The following is a 17,284-nucleotide window of genomic DNA, read 5'->3' as shown; positions in this document are numbered from 1 at the left end:
ACTAAAAGGCACTTTAAACTTTAATATCAATATGTTAACTATTTTTTAACTTTTGGAAGCATTTAAGCCTTTAGTCTTATTTTTTTTATGAATATATGCTTTAATACGGCATCTTTTTTCATACTTTAATCTTGATGATGTACCCCATCGTTAGGATTTGACTTTGTGCACATGAATGCACACATTTGAGATAGGCCGCACCATGACCCAAGTGAACGCACCAGAATTCGTTCGTCATCCCAAGCTTATTGCGTGGGTTGAAGAAATTGCAAAATTAACGAAACCAGCAAAGATTGAATGGTGTGACGGTAGCGACGAAGAATATCAACGTTATATTGACTTGATGATCGCTAACGGCACTATGCAAGCTTTAAACCAAGAAAAACATCCTGGTTCTTATTTAGCAAATTCTGACCCTTCTGACGTTGCACGTGTTGAAGGTCGTACTTTTATCTGTTCTGAAAAACAAGAAGACGCAGGCGCAACAAACAACTGGGAAGCTCCAGCTGAAATGCGTACTCGTTTAAACGGTTTGTTTGACGGTGCAATGGAAGGTCGTACTATGTACGTTGTTCCTTTCTCTATGGGTCCTTTAGGAAGCCATATTGCACATATCGGTATCGAACTTACTGATTCTCCTTATGTTGCTGTTAGTATGCGCAAAATGGCACGTATGGGTAAAGCTGTTTATGACGTACTTGGTACTGATGGCGATTACATCCCTTGCGTACACACAGTAGGTGCTCCACTTGCTGCTGGTCAAAAAGACGTCGCTTGGCCTTGTAACCCTGAAAAATATATCGTGCATTATCCAGAAACTCGTGAAATCTGGTCTTATGGTTCAGGTTACGGCGGTAATGCATTGCTTGGTAAAAAATGCTTAGCTTTACGTATTGCTTCTTCTATGGGTCGTCAACAAGGTTGGTTGGCTGAACACATGTTGATCTTGGGCGTAACAAACCCACAAGGTGAAAAACACTATATCGCTGCTGCATTCCCTTCTGCTTGTGGTAAAACCAACTTTGCAATGTTGATTCCACCAGCGGGTTATGAAGGTTGGAAAATCGAAACTGTAGGTGACGATATTGCTTGGATCAAACCAGGTGAAGATGGTCGTTTATATGCGATTAACCCTGAAGCTGGTTTCTTCGGTGTAGCGCCTGGTACAAATACCAAAACAAATCCAAACTGTATGGCTACACTTCATAAAGACGTGATCTATACAAACGTTGCTGTTACTGATAATGGCGAAGTTTGGTGGGAAGGTCTTTCTAAAGAAGTTCCTGCAAACCTTACTAACTGGAAAGGTCAGCCACACGTTGCTGGTGAAAAAGCTGCACATCCAAATGCACGTTTCACTGTTTCTGCTGCGCAATGCCCTTCTATCGATGCTGACTGGGAAAATCCAGCAGGTGTTCCGATTTCTGCGTTCATCTTCGGTGGTCGCCGTGCTGACACTGTGCCTTTAATCTCAGAAGCTTTTGACTGGGTTGATGGTGTGTATAAAGCAGCAACTATGGGTTCTGAAACAACTGCTGCTGCAGTTGGTCAACAAGGTGTTGTACGCCGTGACCCATTTGCAATGCTTCCATTTGCTGGCTATAACATGGCTGACTATTTCTCTCATTGGTTAGAATTGGGCGAAGAAGTTGGTGCTAAAGCGAAAGCTGCTGGTAACAATCTTCCTAAGATCTACAATGTAAACTGGTTCCGTCGTGATGCTGAAGGCAACTTCGTATGGCCTGGTTTCGGTCAAAACATGCGTGTTCTTGAGTGGATCATCAACCGCTGTGAAGGTCGTGCAAATGCTGTAGAAACTCCAATTGGTTTAGTTCCTACTTATGCAGACCTTAACTGGACTGGTACTGATTTCTCTCAAGCTGACTTTGACCTTGTAACTGCTCAAAACAAAGATCAATGGGTTAAAGAATTGGAAAGCCACACTGAGTTATTCAACAAACTTGGTGAGCGTTTACCAGCTGCATTGAAAGAGCGTCAAGCTGCATTGCTTGAAGCTGTAAAAGCTGAAAAAGTTGCTTAATTAAGCTTCTAAAAAAAGACCGCATTCGCGGTCTTTTTTTTGTTTATGTGCAATCAAAATAAAGATCGTAATGACCTGACTTTAATGATCGGGCTACACAGAAGTAGATTTAGATTGTAAAAAAAACACCGCTCTAAGCGGTGTTTTAAAAGATGACCTATGTCAGACTTTGATTGCTCTTAGTCTTCTGCATCGGCATCAGGTGGGACTTCTGTAATTTTTCCACCACGAGCCAAGAAAGCAGCAACTTCATCTTCAAGTGCTTGACGTTGTTTTTGCTTTGCTGTCACAGTCAATGTTTCAGCTTCAGCCATATCTGCATCAGATACGGTATCTTCTGCATCACCACCTTTTTCAGCCGCTTTGGCTTCTTCATCATCTACGGTAGTGTCTTCATTTTCGTCGTAATCATTTACATCAGCCATTTATTCCTCCCCGTGAATGACTACAAATTGCCACATTCAATTTGGTTTCTATATACCGAGAAATGTATCAAGCTCTTCGCATTTCGCAAAGAGCTAAATATCAAAAAAACGTATTTTTTTTAGCCAAATTCGTAATCAATTTTAAATGACTGTCTAAAAATAACACTTAGACCGCATATCGCGTCTGTTTTAGGCTATTTATGCCACTGGCTTGAGTCATAAATGCATCTTTGAATGTTGCCAATTTATCGACCTGATTGACCCCGAAATTTCGCGCCCAAACCACTGGATAAAATTCGCTTGTTTCAAGCCAACCAATCGCAGACATACTATGCATCATCGCCAGATTTTCACCACGACGACGATGTTCATAACGTTTTAAGGTCTGTTCATGCGCCCAAACGCCACGTTTTAAATCATGCAACAACACATCACACAATACTGCCGCATCTAAGGTGCCAATATTGACCCCTTGACCAGCAAGAGGATGAATGACATGTGCAGCATCGCCAATCAATGCCAATCCATCTAAGACATAGTGCTCAGCAGAACGTGCTTTTAATGGGAATGTCGCACGTGATTGAACGTCTACAACACCCCCGAGCATGTTTTGGCTTTCCAAGGTCAATAAGCATTTAAATGCGTCATCATCTAAAGCGGAATACTCATCGGCATAATCTGAAGGTAATGTCCAAACGATAGACTGCCAATAACCATTTTTCGAAGCATCCAAGCTTGCCATAGGCAAATAAGCCAAAGGACCTGTAGGCAGGAATATCTGACGTGCTACATGTCGATGCGGTTGTACGGTTTTAATCGCACAAGTTACGCCAGATTGTTTGTAATCCAACACATCTAAGCCAATAAAAGCCTGATCACGTACAAATGAATTTGCACCATCTGCACCAATCAGCAATTTAGTCCGAAGCGTTGTACCATCGGCAAGCTGTACGATCCAACAACCCACACCCTTTTCGATACGAACCACTTTCACTTGAGTTCGATAGTCTTTGACCTTCTCTAGCATTTCCTGCTGAATCGCCAGGTTAATCAAACTTGGTTCAACCATTGAACCTAAACTTTGTTTCAGGCTGGGTTGCTTTTCTGAGGCATAACCAAAGCTAATTTCACCATAGCCATTTTTATTCCATACATGCATGCCCGTATAAGGCATCTGGCGGGCGATTTTATCCCAGACATTGGCTGTTTGTAGCAAATGGATCGTCGCTTGACTGAGCGCCAATACACGCGGATTTGGCGTAGCCAAAACTTTTTCTCGATCAAGTACAGGAGCTGCATCCAATACCGTTGCTTGAACGCCACCTTGCGCCAATAATAATGCTGTTAAACCACCAACCAGACCACCACCAACGATGACAACATCTAAAAGTTCGCTCATGCTTTCAATCCCATTGCATAATTGGCAACCAAAGGCTTAATCCCCGGAATCACATCAAATGCAACCAAGCCAGTATTACGAATCAGTTTTAAAATAGGATTAGAATTACTAAAACCACGAACCACCGAATCACAGAACTTAATCACACGTTTTTGATCTTCTAAACGTGACTGCTCATAAGCCAATAACATTTCAGGCTGTCCAATATCTTCAGATGCTTCCAATTGCTCTGTAATAAAACGCAATAATACAAATGCATCACGCAAGCAAAGATTGAAACCTTGCCCTGCAACGGGGTGGATGGTATGTGCCGCATTACCCATCAAGACCACACGCCCCACAGCCTGCTTGTGCGCAAGGACTTGCGATAATGGGAAGCAAAAACGTTGTCCAGTTTTTTCAAATTTTCCTGCACGATCGCCATAAGTATGTTGTAGTGCATCTAGAAAATGTTGATCATTTTCCTGACCTAACCACTCATGCTCAGTTCCCTTTTTGACCGGCCAAACCACTGAACGGCGATATTCGCCTGGCAATGGCAACAACGCCAAAGGACCAAGTGGACTAAAACGCTCAAAACCCACTTGCTGATGAGGCTTAGACGTCTGCACAGCCGTTACAATCGCAACTTGATCATAGTCATGTACATCAACGCCTACACCGAGCGCTTGACGACAAAATGAATCACGACCATCCGCAGCAATCAACAATTTTGCACTGAGTTTTAATGCTTCTTCACCACGATTGGCTTCGATATGCACTTGATCTTGATCTTGGTTCAGCTCAGTGACTTTTACACCATCAATCAACTCAATCAACGCTTCTTTGCGAACTTCAGTCAGCAATACACGTCCTAACCAAGCATTTTCGATGACTTGACCAAAGCTCTCTACTTTTTCTTCTTCAGCAACCAGTCTTGCCTTACCAAAACTGCCTTGCTCTGTAATATGCACTTGTAAAATCGGTGTGGCATGAACTTGCAATAAATCCCAAAGACCAAGCTGCTGATAAATCTGCACACTACGACGTGACAGTGCAGTATTACGTGCATCAAAACTAGAGTGATAAGGAATCTCACCCTCTGATTCAAAAATTGGATACTTAATCGCTTCTAAAAGCTGTACCTGAATCTTTTGCTTCGCCAACATTAAAGCCAAGCTTAGACCCACCATGCCACCACCAACAATGATGACTTTTTCTGTTACTAGATCGTTTTGCATATCTACCCCAAAGTTTTTATCAATTTTTAATAAGATTTTGTGCTTGAGAATTTGCCATCAATTCTTCAATTTCAGCCACAGTTTTAACGACATTTTTGGTTAAAACGCGTGGACCATGTTCAGTCACCAATACATCATCTTCGATACGAATACCAATACCACGCCAACGACTTTCTACATTTTCATCATCTGGTGCAATATAAAGTCCCGGCTCTACTGTCACCACCATACCGACTTCATAATTACGCCATTCTTCATCAATTTTATAATCCCCAACATCATGCACATCCAAGCCTAACCAATGCCCTGTGCCGTGCATATAAAATTGACGATAGCGTTCACTTTCAATAATTTCGTCTAAATTGCCTTGCATGATTCCTAGATCAAGCAAGCCTTGAACCATGATTTTGACAGCGACATTATGTGGTTCTTTATAAGATTGACCTACACGTACAACATCAATCGCTGCAATTTGCGCATCCAAAATAACATTGTATAACGCTTTTTGTTCTGGACTAAATTTGCCATTAATCGGGAATGTACGCGTGATATCTGATGCATAACAATCATATTCACAAGCAGCATCGATCAGTACCAAATCACCGTCTTTAAGCACTTTGTTATTTTCTACATAATGTAAAATGCAGCCATTTTCGCCACCACCAACGATGCTGTTATAAGATGGAACGCAGCCATTTTGCCCAAAAATATAATTCAGTTCGGCTTCAAGCGCGTATTCCATCATACCCGGGTGCACTGTTTGCATCGCACGGGTATGCGCTTTAGCGCTGATATCTGAGGCAATTTGCATCATTTCAATTTCTGCTTCAGATTTGAACAAACGCATTTCATCTAAAATACGATTAAGCTGAATCACGCGTGCAGGAACAGTCACACCTTTACGTTGATGCATTTGTTCAGTTTTTTTCAACCAAGTATTTACACGGGTATCAAACTCAGGCTTTGCGCCCATACGATAAAATAATTTTTCTTTACCCAATAATTTTTCAATAATTTCTTCATCTAGCAGATCAATGGCATATGCTTCATCCGCATCATAGTCATCGACCGCACCATCTATGCCTGCTCGATAACCTGTCCAGATTTCCATCTCACGATTACGTTCACGGCAAAATAGGCTATAGGTATAATCCTCACCATCAGCAGAAGTCTCAATCACTGCCACTGCTTCAGGCTCTGCAAAGCCAGTTAAATAATAAAAACTACTATCCGCTCTAAACTTGTAATCTGCATCATTATTTCGCATGACTTCTGGGCTTGTTGCAATAATTGCAATACTATTTGCGCCCATTTCTGCTGCGAGGTGATCACGACGTTGTTGATATTCGGCTTGAGTCAATTTCATTATTTATACAGCTTCTATGGTTAATACAGAATCTAAAAGGGGTGACATGATGATCAATCTGAACTCTACAATATATAACCCATTGCAGTTTCAATTCACAATCATTTTATTTAAACAAAACATTGTGCGTAGATCTTGGCTTATCCAGCTTCGATAAGCTCGACATTTTCAAAACATATATTTGAAATCATCAGCCAAAAGCTGAAAAGATTTCAAATATATTAATTTATATTCTATTTAGCTTGGACGATGCGGTGTAAACATTTCTACGACATTTTCATTGTCTAATTGCGGAGCATTTTTCAATTTTGCTTGAAAATGTTGCAGTAAAGAACTTTCATTTACAGGCACTTTTTTGCGTCCAACAGACAAGCTAACAGGAATCAAACGCACAAATTCAAATAATTCTTGGTAGCTCATCTCACCCTCTTCATCATTGTCTGATTCATCAAATTCGACTGCAGCTACATCTTGTAAATGTTCAATCAACTCTTGCTCATCATTACGCAAGTGCCCTGATGCGAGTCCAAAACCAAGCACCACACCTGCACACCAATCTGCAAGCGCTTGAACACGTTCAACCAAGAAATGTTCATCATCTGGAAGCATCGGTAAATAGTCCAATTCATCGTCATTCAACGCATGCGCAACGTCTTCACCTTCTTCTGTTAACAAAGCAAGTGCGTCATCGTCCATTTTAGGAATATTGAGCGTAGATAAAATTTGTAACCATTCATCTCGTGTCGGCGCTTCTGTAACACAAACAATACCTGTTAATAAGCCATGTAACTCACTAGGGCTTGAAATTTCTTCAATCCCATCAAAATTTTGGCTCCAATCTGACCAACCTGAAATATCATCTTGCATTCGCTTATCCAATCTCTATACTTCTGTATATATTACCTTTGATTGCAATTCTGTGCGACCACGTTATGTTAGAACAATTACAGCGCTTACAAGCGCATTTCGGCGTTTTAAAAAATCGCCTTGAGCAACTTTCAAGTGAAAATGCTTCACTGTTAAAGGAAAAAGATAACAGTGACGAGCAGCATCATGCGCAAATCACGCATAAAAACAGTATCATCACGCAAAAGCAGGACGAAATTGAACGTTTAAATGACGTGGTGAAAAATCTTGAAGACCAGCTCAAAACACTCAATACAGATGCAACGACACTTGCCGATCGTTATGGTCGTTTGGAGAAAAGTTGTACGGATCTGAAAAATCGTTTTCAGGAAATCTTGGCTGAACGCAATGAATTACGAGTGAGCAAAGAAAATATGCTCAATCAACAACGTCATGCCAATCAAGAAATTCAAGATTTGAAGACTGAAAGAGAACGCTTAGTTCAAAAGAATGAACATGCGAAAAATAAAGTTGAAGCCATTATTCAACGCTTATCTATTTTAGGTACTGAACAAGATCATCATGCGCAAGAAATTGCACAGCTTGCTCATCCAACTGATGCGAATGAGGAGGTTTAATTCATGAGTGAAGTCGTTACTGTCGAATTACGTCTAATTGAGCAAACTTTCCGTTTATCGACAACAGTTGATCAAAAACCTGATTTAGAACGTGCGGGTCAGCTTTTAAATGAAAAATTTCAAGAATTTCGTCGTAAAGCACCCAATGTTGAACACAACAAATTGGTCATTATGGTGGCTTTAGAGTTGATGCAAGAAGTCTTATCCATGAACAAATCCTTACAAGAATATTCACATTGTGAACGCTTGTTGAGCACGATTTTGGAAGATGTTGAAAAAGCAGTTTAAAACTGCTTTTTCTTTGTGCATTTGATCTCTATTTTTGAGTATTTATTTCGATGTTTAGCAATCTCAGATTTGCCAAAAAGCTCAAATTAGGTATACTAAATATAACTCTGGGATGTTCGCCAGCGGGTCTGATTCCCCTGAGCCGATATCTACATCTTCGGATTGCGTTCTGCATATTTAGAGCGTATGCCTACCTCGTGTAGGAAACCCGGCAAGTATGCGTCGCGTCCACCTTGAACTTTAAGGGTTCAAGGGTAACGACATTGCAGCGGCATCTTCGGAGTGTTTATTTTATAAAAAATAATAATTAATCTTCTATCTCTTCATTATCTTATTTTCAAGACATACTCATTTTATTAAAACTACCTACGATAAACCCCAAAACCAAGATGATAGACCCACTCAGGTTCTTGATTTGAATACAGTGCCAAAGACACTTTACAGCCCTCCTCCGCAGAAACATTGTACCTCTCACAAAGCTTTAACAAACTTACTGGATCATGGGCCAGCCAAGTGTTCTGTGGCGCATCTTCAACCTTAAATGGCACAGTTTTAACAGACGGAATATATTTTCCAGACTGAGCATCAAACTGTACATGCGAGAGATCGGTGCGTTTAAATTTGAGTTGATCATCCACAACATCGAACAAATATACTTCTTGTTTTTGGATATCGCGAAGTGGTGTGCGATCATAAATTTCTTCTGCCAATAAAAATGCAGGCACATCTGGATTGGAAAAATCCTGATATTCAGATGGATAGAAATAATCTTCACAAAATTTTTGGATTTCAGTGTCATCATATTTGGCAAATAAACATTTTGACTTATCAAAGCGTAGACAAGCATTGATCACGACTTGTTCTTTTTCATCCCACGGAATTAACTCTGCTAGATTTTGAGTTTTATAACGATTTTCACGACTCGTACTACCATAAGCTTCATAGCCCGGCCATTTAAAAACAGCTGTTTTCTTTGGTTTTGTTTGCTCTTTATTTTCACAATATCGATAATTAAATTGGGGAATAGCGATATTTGGAGATTTCACCACATTTAAACGATGGCGATTGACCCGCCCCGCAGTTTGTACGATAGATTGAATACTCGATGCATCTATCACAGCCCAATCAAAATCATGATCACGTCCAACTTCTTCGACTGGCGTAGCAATCACGATGAATGGCACATCATCAGTTTCAGTATTTTCCAATGTAAAATTGATTTCTTCATCTTGAAGTATATGTTCATTGCCAGACAATTTTTTTTGCGGATTTGGATGCCGAGTCAACAAAAAATCCAAACGTTGTTCTTTTTCAAAACGAGAAATCAGCCAATCATTGGCGTGATAACAAGCGATTTTCCCATGTGGTAAATGCGTCGATAAATATTTTGCCAAAGCAATCGCATGTTTGATATTTGCCACTCGAACCAAACCAAATGACAGCTTTTTATCTGTATTTTTAAATGACCAAGCATGTGACTGATGTAGGCTTTGTACCTGTTCCAATATCGTTTTTTTCCAATGCTCTACACTTGGCTGTTCAATCCTTGCCAATTGAGCAATACGATGTGGATGCAGAGCTTTTTCATTTAAAACCTGTTGTAATTCATCCAAATGCTGTTGATATTTTTCATCAAAATCGCTTGCTATTTGGATATCCTGTATCCAAATTTTGGGGTTTAATTCATTATCAGCAATCGCAACCAGAAATTTTTGCGCATTTTTATGCTCAGGATCAGCATATAAAGCTTCACGCATTTCGATACCAGATTCATAAGCACGATAAATGGTTTTTGCAACGGTTTCAGACAATGTCGCAGATGAACAAATCACATTGCGTCCATACATGGCTGACAGTTGTACCAAACGCAAAACTGCGATCAAAGATTTCGGTTCATAGCCATCAATTTCATCCAAAATCAAATCGCTACTCATGATCCGCAGCAAAGCTTTGACGTGATGTCCTTGGCGATGCGGCTCACCCGCAGCGATCAGATAATCAATCGTTGAAACTAAAATAGGTGAAGCAAGAACACTTTGCGCTTGCTGATCAGTCCCCTTTCGTCCTTTGCTATTTTTTTCAAAAAGTGGATGTAGCCAGTCTGGTAAAAAATTGTCTTCGCCCCATTCAGAATCAAACATCGGTTCAGCCAGATTTTCATCGTCATCAATGCCTACATCATTTTTATCACGTTGATTGAACAGTTGTTGGCTAACTTTATCACCGATGATCACTGCCAATTCATCTTCAGATAAATTCATCGAAGATTTAAGTGCTTCACCAGTTTGCATCGTGAGTGAACGGAGGTTAAGTGCAATCGCTATACGTGGATCATTGGGGCGCAAAGTGCAAGCAGCACGCAAATTCATCCGTGTTTTACCGCTACCTGTGCCTGCGATATTGAACAGCAAACTTGGGATATCTGGATGCTTAGAAACTTGTTTTTGTAGTGCATTGGCGACTTTATTTTGCCAATTAAATCGAGTATGTTTTGCTGGCTGACAAATATATTCAACCGTTTGCTCAGAAAGTCCTGACAAATTTAAATCTGTCATCATTTTCACAGCAAGATAACTCGCTCGATCACCGACATTTTGCAAATGCCAATCCAATGGTTGATCTAGTGATCTTTTATAATCACCTTTTTCATCTTTTTTAAGCTTGGTGTTGGCAAATAGTCCTATATTTTCAGGGATAGCTGATGAAAATGCTTGTGCTGAAACCGTATGATCGGCAAAAATCAAAGCAGCTCTCGCATGTAATGTTAAAGCTTTCCAATAAACGAGACTCTTCGCTGTATCTGATGCAATCAGTTTTTGTACTCTTGCCATACGTGCTTGATGGCTTTTGAAAATACGCTCATCTAGATCACCTGCACAAGTGATTTGAGCGTTGGAAATAGATGTTTGTGTCCGCACATGCAAACTTGAATTTGGGTATAAATTTGAAGCACCCAATAATCCATGATGACTCACCACTAAAAAATCAACAGCTTCCAATTCATTTAAAATTGATTCTTTATCGACTTTTGCACGCTCACCTAAGGAAAATTCACCAATATTACGATCTATATCTGTCCAAGCATCTTGCCAATTCCAGTTATTTTTCCGTAGCTTTTGTAGAAGTTTCATCGAAAGCCATTCATGACGAACTTCATCTTTGATGATCTCTGAACTGTTTAATTTATCTTGGAAATGTACCGATGCTTTTCCTATATCGTGCATATCCCCCGCAGCACCTGCGAGTAAACTTGCGACCCTGACCCAAGGTTCAAGTTGGAGTTGTTTTTGTTGTTTACGTGTTGAAGCAATGGGATATGCTCCATCTGTACCAAATTTGCTTTTTGAACCGATGATCCATAACAGTTTCATACGGCGCATCCCATAATTCACATAGGCAGCAACAGCGGTTTGACGAGTGGCGGTGCGCTTGAGCGCTGAACGTATTTCTTTTAAGCCTTCCATCGTCATCGGCGCTTGCCAAGAACTCTGCCCTGTACGAATAGCATAACTATCCAGAATAGTACGTGTTTTTTTAATGGCTCTTTTTTCGCAAGCAGATATGAAAATGGTGTGCATAATCAATATTCTAAAATTTTATAGAACTATGTTTAGCATATATTTAGAAAATTCCAAGGTATTAGCGACACAGTTTGACGTTATAAAATCAATTTCATTTTTGGGTCAATAAAACATCATCTAAATATTCTTTGATCAATATAAGCGAATTTTAAATAAACAATCCTAAAAATCTAAAAAGCTCATTTTTAATAAAAAAACTGATACGACATAAACTGTCGTATCGTTTAATACTTAGCCTTTAACTTTCTAAATTTTATGCTAAAAAGTTAAAGTATGAAAAACAACCATGACTTTAAAATGACTTTTATGGATTTAGCACACCTATCCATAATACATAAATCAGGGGAATAACATGACATCCCAAAACTCAAATGATAACGTATATCAGCAAGCCCTTGCTGAGTCCGTCCATTTCAGCGCAAAAACCATAAACTCCAATATCGAGAAAGGAGGTATAAGACTTAAAAATTCTCAAAAACTCGATTTACCTTATATTTCTGCTCGTACACTTTTGGCTGATGATTTTCTCATTCCGACGGACTATCAAGCCAATGCTGGTAAAACTGCAACTTATTTTAAAGTCATTAAAGCGGCACAGTTAGATGAAGACTTAACTGAAGCCGATGATGAGTTTAAGCAAAATGTTGCAGCTCTCAAGCCTCATTTAAAAGATACATTTTCTGAGTTTTATAGTGCCGGTTTAGAACATATCAATGTACGTATGCGTCAGCTTTTGATTCCAAAAGATGATCAATATATTTCGATCAGCCCGATCAGCGCTGCTGGTGTAAATCATTATTTAAATCAAGAAGTCGATGCCTTAAAAGAGCAACGTAAAAATCAAGGCAAAGATTCTAAACTTAAAAATATTCAAACAGCAGTTTTTGGTATTGGGGGTGCCAATCCACAAAACGTCGGTAGTCTGGTACGGAGCATGCAACGACCAATTGTGATGGGATCTCCAACTTTAAGTCATAAAGCCCGTTTAGCCTTTCAATATTTTTATAAAGGTTTTGATTATCAGATTTCAAATGCATTCATCAATAAAGAACTGTATATCGAACTGACGATCTATGCCCATGATTTGGAAAAACAATCGAGTTTGACACACCATCTTGGCTTTGCTGAGCAGGAAATTTATGCGCCTTTTTCAAATTTAAAAGGTCGTGAAAAAGAGCTTAAAACGATTGAAAAAGTGGTTAGCAATGTTCTTGCTCAAGGTGCTGAAATACTAGAAATATTAAAGACGATTGAACCACAACTTCCGAGCCAAAAAGTGCTTGAAAGAAAATCTTTTTGGAGTCATCCAGAAGTCAAAATACTGCGTCAAGGTTTGATCAATCCTGAATTACAACAGTTTGATGATTGGAAAGAACTCTTTGCAGAACATCTTGCCAAGAAAATTTCAAAGCATTCATATTGGCAAAAAGAACTGGAAAATGGACGTAAAAATGCGGCTAAAACCAAAGAGAAAATTGATATTTTACTTGATGACGTGAACTCTAAAGGCTTATTCAAACGTCGTATCTTGGAGCTTTTAAAATGAGTTATTTAGTGATTCCCTATTTAAAAATTCAAGCTGCCAATTTTCAAAGTAGTGGTTTAGTCATGGGCGGTGCACCATTGATGGCAACTGCGATGTTTAGCCACAATCTTGCACGACAAATTCAATCAAAAGTCGAAGGTTTTTACTATATTCATCATGATATGCAACGCTTAGGTGGCATGGCTTATGGTCGTTTTACCCCTGCGCAAAGACGCGGTGCAGTATTTATAGGAAAGAATGATTATTCATCTAAAAATAAATATGCTCTATCGCTACAACCCACGGCAAGCTGTCATTTACTTGTTAGTTTAGTCATTGAGTTTAAAGCAAGAAGTATAAATTTGGATGCAATCGTGCAGCTACTCAAACGCAGTAAATTTGCTGGTGGTCAGATTATTGAATTTGGTCAACTCAAAGCGTTTGAAAATGCAGATGAAGCGTTAAAGCACATAAGCTCAGGTTTCTTGGTTCAAGATCGTCATGATTTACTTGTGAAATATCAAGAGAACTATCATGTAAATCGACTACAAGCTTTCACCCAACTTTTAGCGCGTAAACCAACAGCAAAAGATGCTCCTCCTGCTTTAGATTTAATCCCTGAGGAAAATCTCGCTTGGCTCTCGGCAACAACTTTGGGTTATGCCCTACTTGAACCTGAAACATTCGAACGTACAGGTGTCCGCCATGCGGATCATCAAGAGCAAACGGCGCATGCCTATGCCGAACCTTTAACGTGTCTAATTCAATACCTGTCTTTAAATCAAATACTTGATGATTATGAATCAGATGAAGCTGAAAAATGGGATGACCTCACTGTACTGAAATGGTCATATCAGTGGCAATCTGATGATGTCTTTTTACTGCAACAAAATATCAATTAATTCAAATCTTTATATTATTGGGAATAACTCATGACAAATACAGCAACTTTTAAAAAATTACCGGGTAGCCTTTCTCTACAACGTGGCACGATTGTTAGTGATGGTGCATTTTATCATTTGTTTGAAAATGGCGAATCAGAGCCACTTCATGTGATGTATCACGGGATAAGAGGTACACAAAACGTGGCAGGTAACAAAGAAAAAGGTTCTGCTACAGGCAACGCACTTGCACGTGAAGTTTCAAATATCCAAATGACCGAATCAGCAAAACTACTGCCAAACTCACGACTTTTAGTGAAGTGGGATTTACGTTTTATTGATTTAGATCATATTTTATTTGCCTGTGCGACCAAAGCAGGTGCAGATAAAGAAGATGAACAAAATTTCCGTAAAGCCTTTAAAGCATTTACAGATAAAGCCAAAGAGAGTGAAGGCTTAAAAGAAATTGCGCGTCGTTATGTGCGTAACATCGTCAATGCTCGTTGGTTGTGGCGTAATCGCACGATTGCTGAAAATATCACGATAAAAATCAGTGAAATTGAGTATCAAGAAAACAGCATTACAACTAAAAAACTTGCAAATACAGTTGAATTTAATGCACTGCAATATGGCTTAAAATCATTTGAAAACACATGTGAAAATGAACAAAAAATTGCAGATATTATCGTGCGTGGTATGTGTGGTGATAACAAAGCCAATTTACATATCGAAGCGATCGTGGACTTTGGTGCAAGTGGTATCGAGGTATTTCCATCACAAAACTATTTAGAAGATAAGCCCAAAGGTTTTTCACGCTCGCTTTATCAAATTGATCCTAAACGTCCAGAAACTCAATCCAACGATAACCAATATTTAGGTCAAGCTGCGATTCGTGATCAAAAAATTGGTAATGCACTACGTACGATTGATACTTGGTATCCTGCTTTTATTGAAAATGATAGTAAACCGATTCCAGTCGAGCCAAACGGTGCGAGCTTAGACGCTCAACTTTTCTTCCGAGTTGGAAAAGAAAAAGTCTCTGCATTTGATATTTTAAAAGAAATCCAAACCCTCGATCCAAATAGCGAACGTGGCATGTTCATGCTTGCCTGCTTAATTCGTGGCGGTGTGTACTCTGAAGGAGAGTAATCATGCAAGCCAATTTTTATATTGATATTCGAATTTTGGACAGCGCAGATGATGGTGAGCTTGCCTTGCCCCATTTACGTAATCAGATTTATAACATTGTGCACGGTGCATTTCGAGAATTGCCAGAGCGTTTTGCTTTGGCACTGGAAATATCACCGCGCCAACAACGCAAAATGCAAGCAACTGAGCTGAAATATGGACGCAAACCGTCAAATCAATATGACATTTTGCGTATATTTTCGGCTGAAAAAAATGAATTAGAACAGTTGATTGAAAACATAAAAAGTCACTGGAAAATTCAAGATTATGCTGTGCTCAGTCAGGCTGCTTTAGACGTTCCAACAGCAAAAATTACGGGTTGGAAAAGCTATAACCGTTTTCGTATCCCAACCTTGAAAATGGAGCGCAATCTCCCCTCCAATCCTGAGCAAAAAACATTGCATCAGCGACGTTTGGAAATCGCTCGGCGTTTGCCTTATTTTCGGGTGAAAAGTCAAAGTACAGGACAACTTTTTACCGTGCCGATTGATATACGAGATGTTGAGCTTTCGGATACTAAAGATATGGGGAATGGTTTACCAGATAGTTATGGTCTGGCTCGTCAAACACAACCCTTTGCCCTCCCTGTTTTTGAGGTGATTTAAATGAGTGATCTTCGTCAAATACGCAGTCGAGCATTGATGTTATCAAAACGAGCCTGTGTATTTTATCTAGAACGTGTACGGGTCATTTTAAAAGATGATCGGATTGTGTATTTGACGGAGAACCTCCAACCGATTGAACATTATTTTAATATTCCTGAGAAAAATACTGCTTTTTTACTCTTAGGAAAAGGGAGTTCTCTTACCGATGCTGCCGCAAGGCGTTTAGCTGAATCGAATGTAATGGTTGGCTTTTGTGGTTCTGGTGGTTCTCCTTTATTTTCAAGTTTAGATCTTACTTTCTTAGCTCCTCAGAGTGAGTATCGCCCGACGGAATATATGCAAACTTGGATGAAAGCATGGTTAGATGATGATGCACGTTTGCTGATGGCAAAAGTATTATTGTCTGAACGGATTGCGATCGTACAATCAATTTGGAAGAAAAATACTATTCTTATTCAGCATGGAATCGCCTTAGATCCTATTGCTTCTCAGCGGTTTCAGACTGATATTGAAAATGCCAATAATCAAACAGAGCTTCTCGCAGCTGAAGGTCGTTGGGCAAAATCTTTATATCGGCAACTTGCCCAAGGCTTTGGTTTTGAGTTTAATCGTGAAGAAGGTAAATCTTCACATGATTCGATGGCTGATACTGCCAATAATTATCTCGATCATGGCAATTATATTGCTTATGGTTATGCGGCTGTGACATTGAATGGCATGGGAATCAGTTTTGCCTTACCCATTTTGCATGGTAAAACCAGACGTGGTGGTTTGGTATTTGATATTGCAGATTTAGTCAAAGATGCTTTTGTGATGCCTCAAGCATTTGCATCAGCAAAGTTCGCTCATAACCAAAAAGAGTTTAGGATGCAGCTTATTGAAACGTGTCAAGATCAGGATGTTTTAGATTATATGTTTGGCTTCATTTCTGAGCTTTGTAATAAAATTAAATAATTCAATGTATTACAAACAGCATCTTTTTTGATGTATTTTTATTCTTTAATAGCTTATCTATTTATTATCTAGGGTATTTTTATTAAAATACTCTAGTTCCCCATCGCTTAGATGGTTTAGAAGATGTTCGGCATGGAATCATAAAGGCAATGTTTGTTCCCCATCGCTTAGATGGTTTAGAAGTATGACCGCACTATTGCATTATCTGCTGAAAAGTTCCCCATCGCTTAGATGGTTTAGAAGTCTTTGGTCTGTTTAACCATTGGATCAGCAAGGTTCCCCATCGCTTAGATGGTTTAGAAGGATCCCTTCAGATGCTCCTAGTCG

14 protein-coding genes and 1 other RNA gene are annotated in these 17,284 nt (G+C 39.4%); 9 read left to right on the top strand and 6 right to left on the bottom strand.

Features of this window, described 5'->3' with window-relative positions:
• The first annotated feature begins 202 nt into the window (after positions 1-202).
• A complete protein-coding gene (locus F960_RS09765; RefSeq protein ID WP_004863369.1) occupies positions 203-2,041 on the top strand; it encodes a phosphoenolpyruvate carboxykinase (GTP) in 1,839 nt (612 codons plus the stop codon).
• Between the two features lie 179 nt (positions 2,042-2,220).
• Here the strand turns inward: F960_RS09765 and F960_RS09760 are convergent, their stop codons facing one another.
• The 5 genes from F960_RS09760 to F960_RS09740 all read right to left on the bottom strand — a co-directional run bounded on the left by F960_RS09760 (position 2,221) and on the right by F960_RS09740 (position 7,318).
• Entirely contained in the window at positions 2,221-2,466 is a 246-nt protein-coding gene (locus tag F960_RS09760; RefSeq protein WP_004863366.1) for a hypothetical protein, read from the bottom strand.
• A gap of 166 nt (positions 2,467-2,632) precedes the next feature.
• A complete protein-coding gene (locus F960_RS09755) occupies positions 2,633-3,865 on the bottom strand; it encodes an FAD-dependent monooxygenase (protein ID WP_004863362.1) in 1,233 nt (410 codons plus the stop codon).
• Positions 3,862-5,085, bottom strand: a complete 1,224-nt coding sequence (gene ubiH, locus F960_RS09750) for a 2-octaprenyl-6-methoxyphenyl hydroxylase (protein WP_004863357.1) — start codon at positions 5,083-5,085, stop codon at positions 3,862-3,864. Before ubiH ends, F960_RS09755 begins: the two co-directional genes overlap by 4 nt.
• Positions 5,086-5,104: 19 nt before the next feature.
• Positions 5,105-6,451, bottom strand: a complete 1,347-nt coding sequence (gene pepP / locus F960_RS09745; RefSeq protein ID WP_004863354.1) for a Xaa-Pro aminopeptidase — start codon at positions 6,449-6,451, stop codon at positions 5,105-5,107.
• A gap of 237 nt (positions 6,452-6,688) precedes the next feature.
• Entirely contained in the window at positions 6,689-7,318 is a 630-nt protein-coding gene (locus tag F960_RS09740; RefSeq protein ID WP_004863351.1) for a UPF0149 family protein, read from the bottom strand.
• Positions 7,319-7,383: 65 nt separating this feature from the next.
• Here F960_RS09740 and F960_RS09735 point away from each other — a divergent pair, with 65 nt between their 5' ends.
• The 3 genes from F960_RS09735 to ssrS all read left to right on the top strand — a co-directional run bounded on the left by F960_RS09735 (position 7,384) and on the right by ssrS (position 8,511).
• The gene (locus tag F960_RS09735) at positions 7,384-7,935 is read left to right on the top strand and encodes a hypothetical protein (protein WP_004863349.1); all 552 of its coding nucleotides are present in this window, start codon (positions 7,384-7,386) and stop codon (positions 7,933-7,935) included.
• Positions 7,936-7,938: 3 nt separating this feature from the next.
• A complete protein-coding gene (locus tag F960_RS09730) occupies positions 7,939-8,223 on the top strand; it encodes a cell division protein ZapA (protein ID WP_004863344.1) in 285 nt (94 codons plus the stop codon).
• A gap of 101 nt (positions 8,224-8,324) precedes the next feature.
• A non-coding RNA gene (ssrS, locus tag F960_RS21805) (6S RNA) lies at positions 8,325-8,511 on the top strand.
• Between the two features lie 74 nt (positions 8,512-8,585).
• Here ssrS and cas3f read toward each other — a convergent pair.
• Complete coding sequence (cas3f, locus tag F960_RS09725) at positions 8,586-11,801, bottom strand: type I-F CRISPR-associated helicase Cas3f (protein WP_004863340.1); 3,216 nt, start codon at positions 11,799-11,801, stop codon at positions 8,586-8,588.
• 355 nt (positions 11,802-12,156) lie between these two features.
• Here cas3f and F960_RS09720 point away from each other — a divergent pair, with 355 nt between their 5' ends.
• Genes F960_RS09720 through cas1f form a run of 5 tightly spaced genes read left to right on the top strand, consistent with a single transcriptional unit; the run spans position 12,157 to position 16,957 of the window.
• Positions 12,157-13,350 (top strand): type I-F CRISPR-associated protein Csy1, encoded by a 1,194-nt coding sequence (locus tag F960_RS09720; RefSeq protein ID WP_004863337.1) that lies wholly within the window; start codon positions 12,157-12,159, stop codon positions 13,348-13,350.
• Positions 13,347-14,231 carry a type I-F CRISPR-associated protein Csy2 gene (csy2, locus tag F960_RS09715; protein WP_004863335.1) on the top strand — a complete coding sequence of 295 codons (885 nt, stop codon included), beginning with the start codon at positions 13,347-13,349 and terminating at the stop codon, positions 14,229-14,231. Before F960_RS09720 ends, csy2 begins: the two co-directional genes overlap by 4 nt.
• A 30-nt stretch (positions 14,232-14,261) precedes the next feature.
• A complete protein-coding gene (csy3, locus tag F960_RS09710) occupies positions 14,262-15,359 on the top strand; it encodes a type I-F CRISPR-associated protein Csy3 (protein WP_004863333.1) in 1,098 nt (365 codons plus the stop codon).
• Positions 15,360-15,361: 2 nt separating this feature from the next.
• Positions 15,362-16,003: a type I-F CRISPR-associated endoribonuclease Cas6/Csy4 gene (locus F960_RS09705; RefSeq protein ID WP_004863330.1), complete on the top strand. Its 642-nt coding sequence runs from the start codon at positions 15,362-15,364 to the stop codon at positions 16,001-16,003.
• The gene (cas1f, locus tag F960_RS09700; protein WP_004863327.1) at positions 16,004-16,957 is read left to right on the top strand and encodes a type I-F CRISPR-associated endonuclease Cas1f; all 954 of its coding nucleotides are present in this window, start codon (positions 16,004-16,006) and stop codon (positions 16,955-16,957) included. It begins immediately after the preceding gene.
• The last annotated feature ends 327 nt before the right edge of the window (positions 16,958-17,284 follow it).

Source organism: Acinetobacter gerneri DSM 14967 = CIP 107464 = MTCC 9824 (assembly GCF_000368565.1).
In the GTDB taxonomy this organism is placed as follows: Bacteria; Pseudomonadota; Gammaproteobacteria; order Pseudomonadales; family Moraxellaceae; genus Acinetobacter; species Acinetobacter gerneri.
This window is presented reverse-complemented; position numbering and strand designations above follow the sequence as displayed.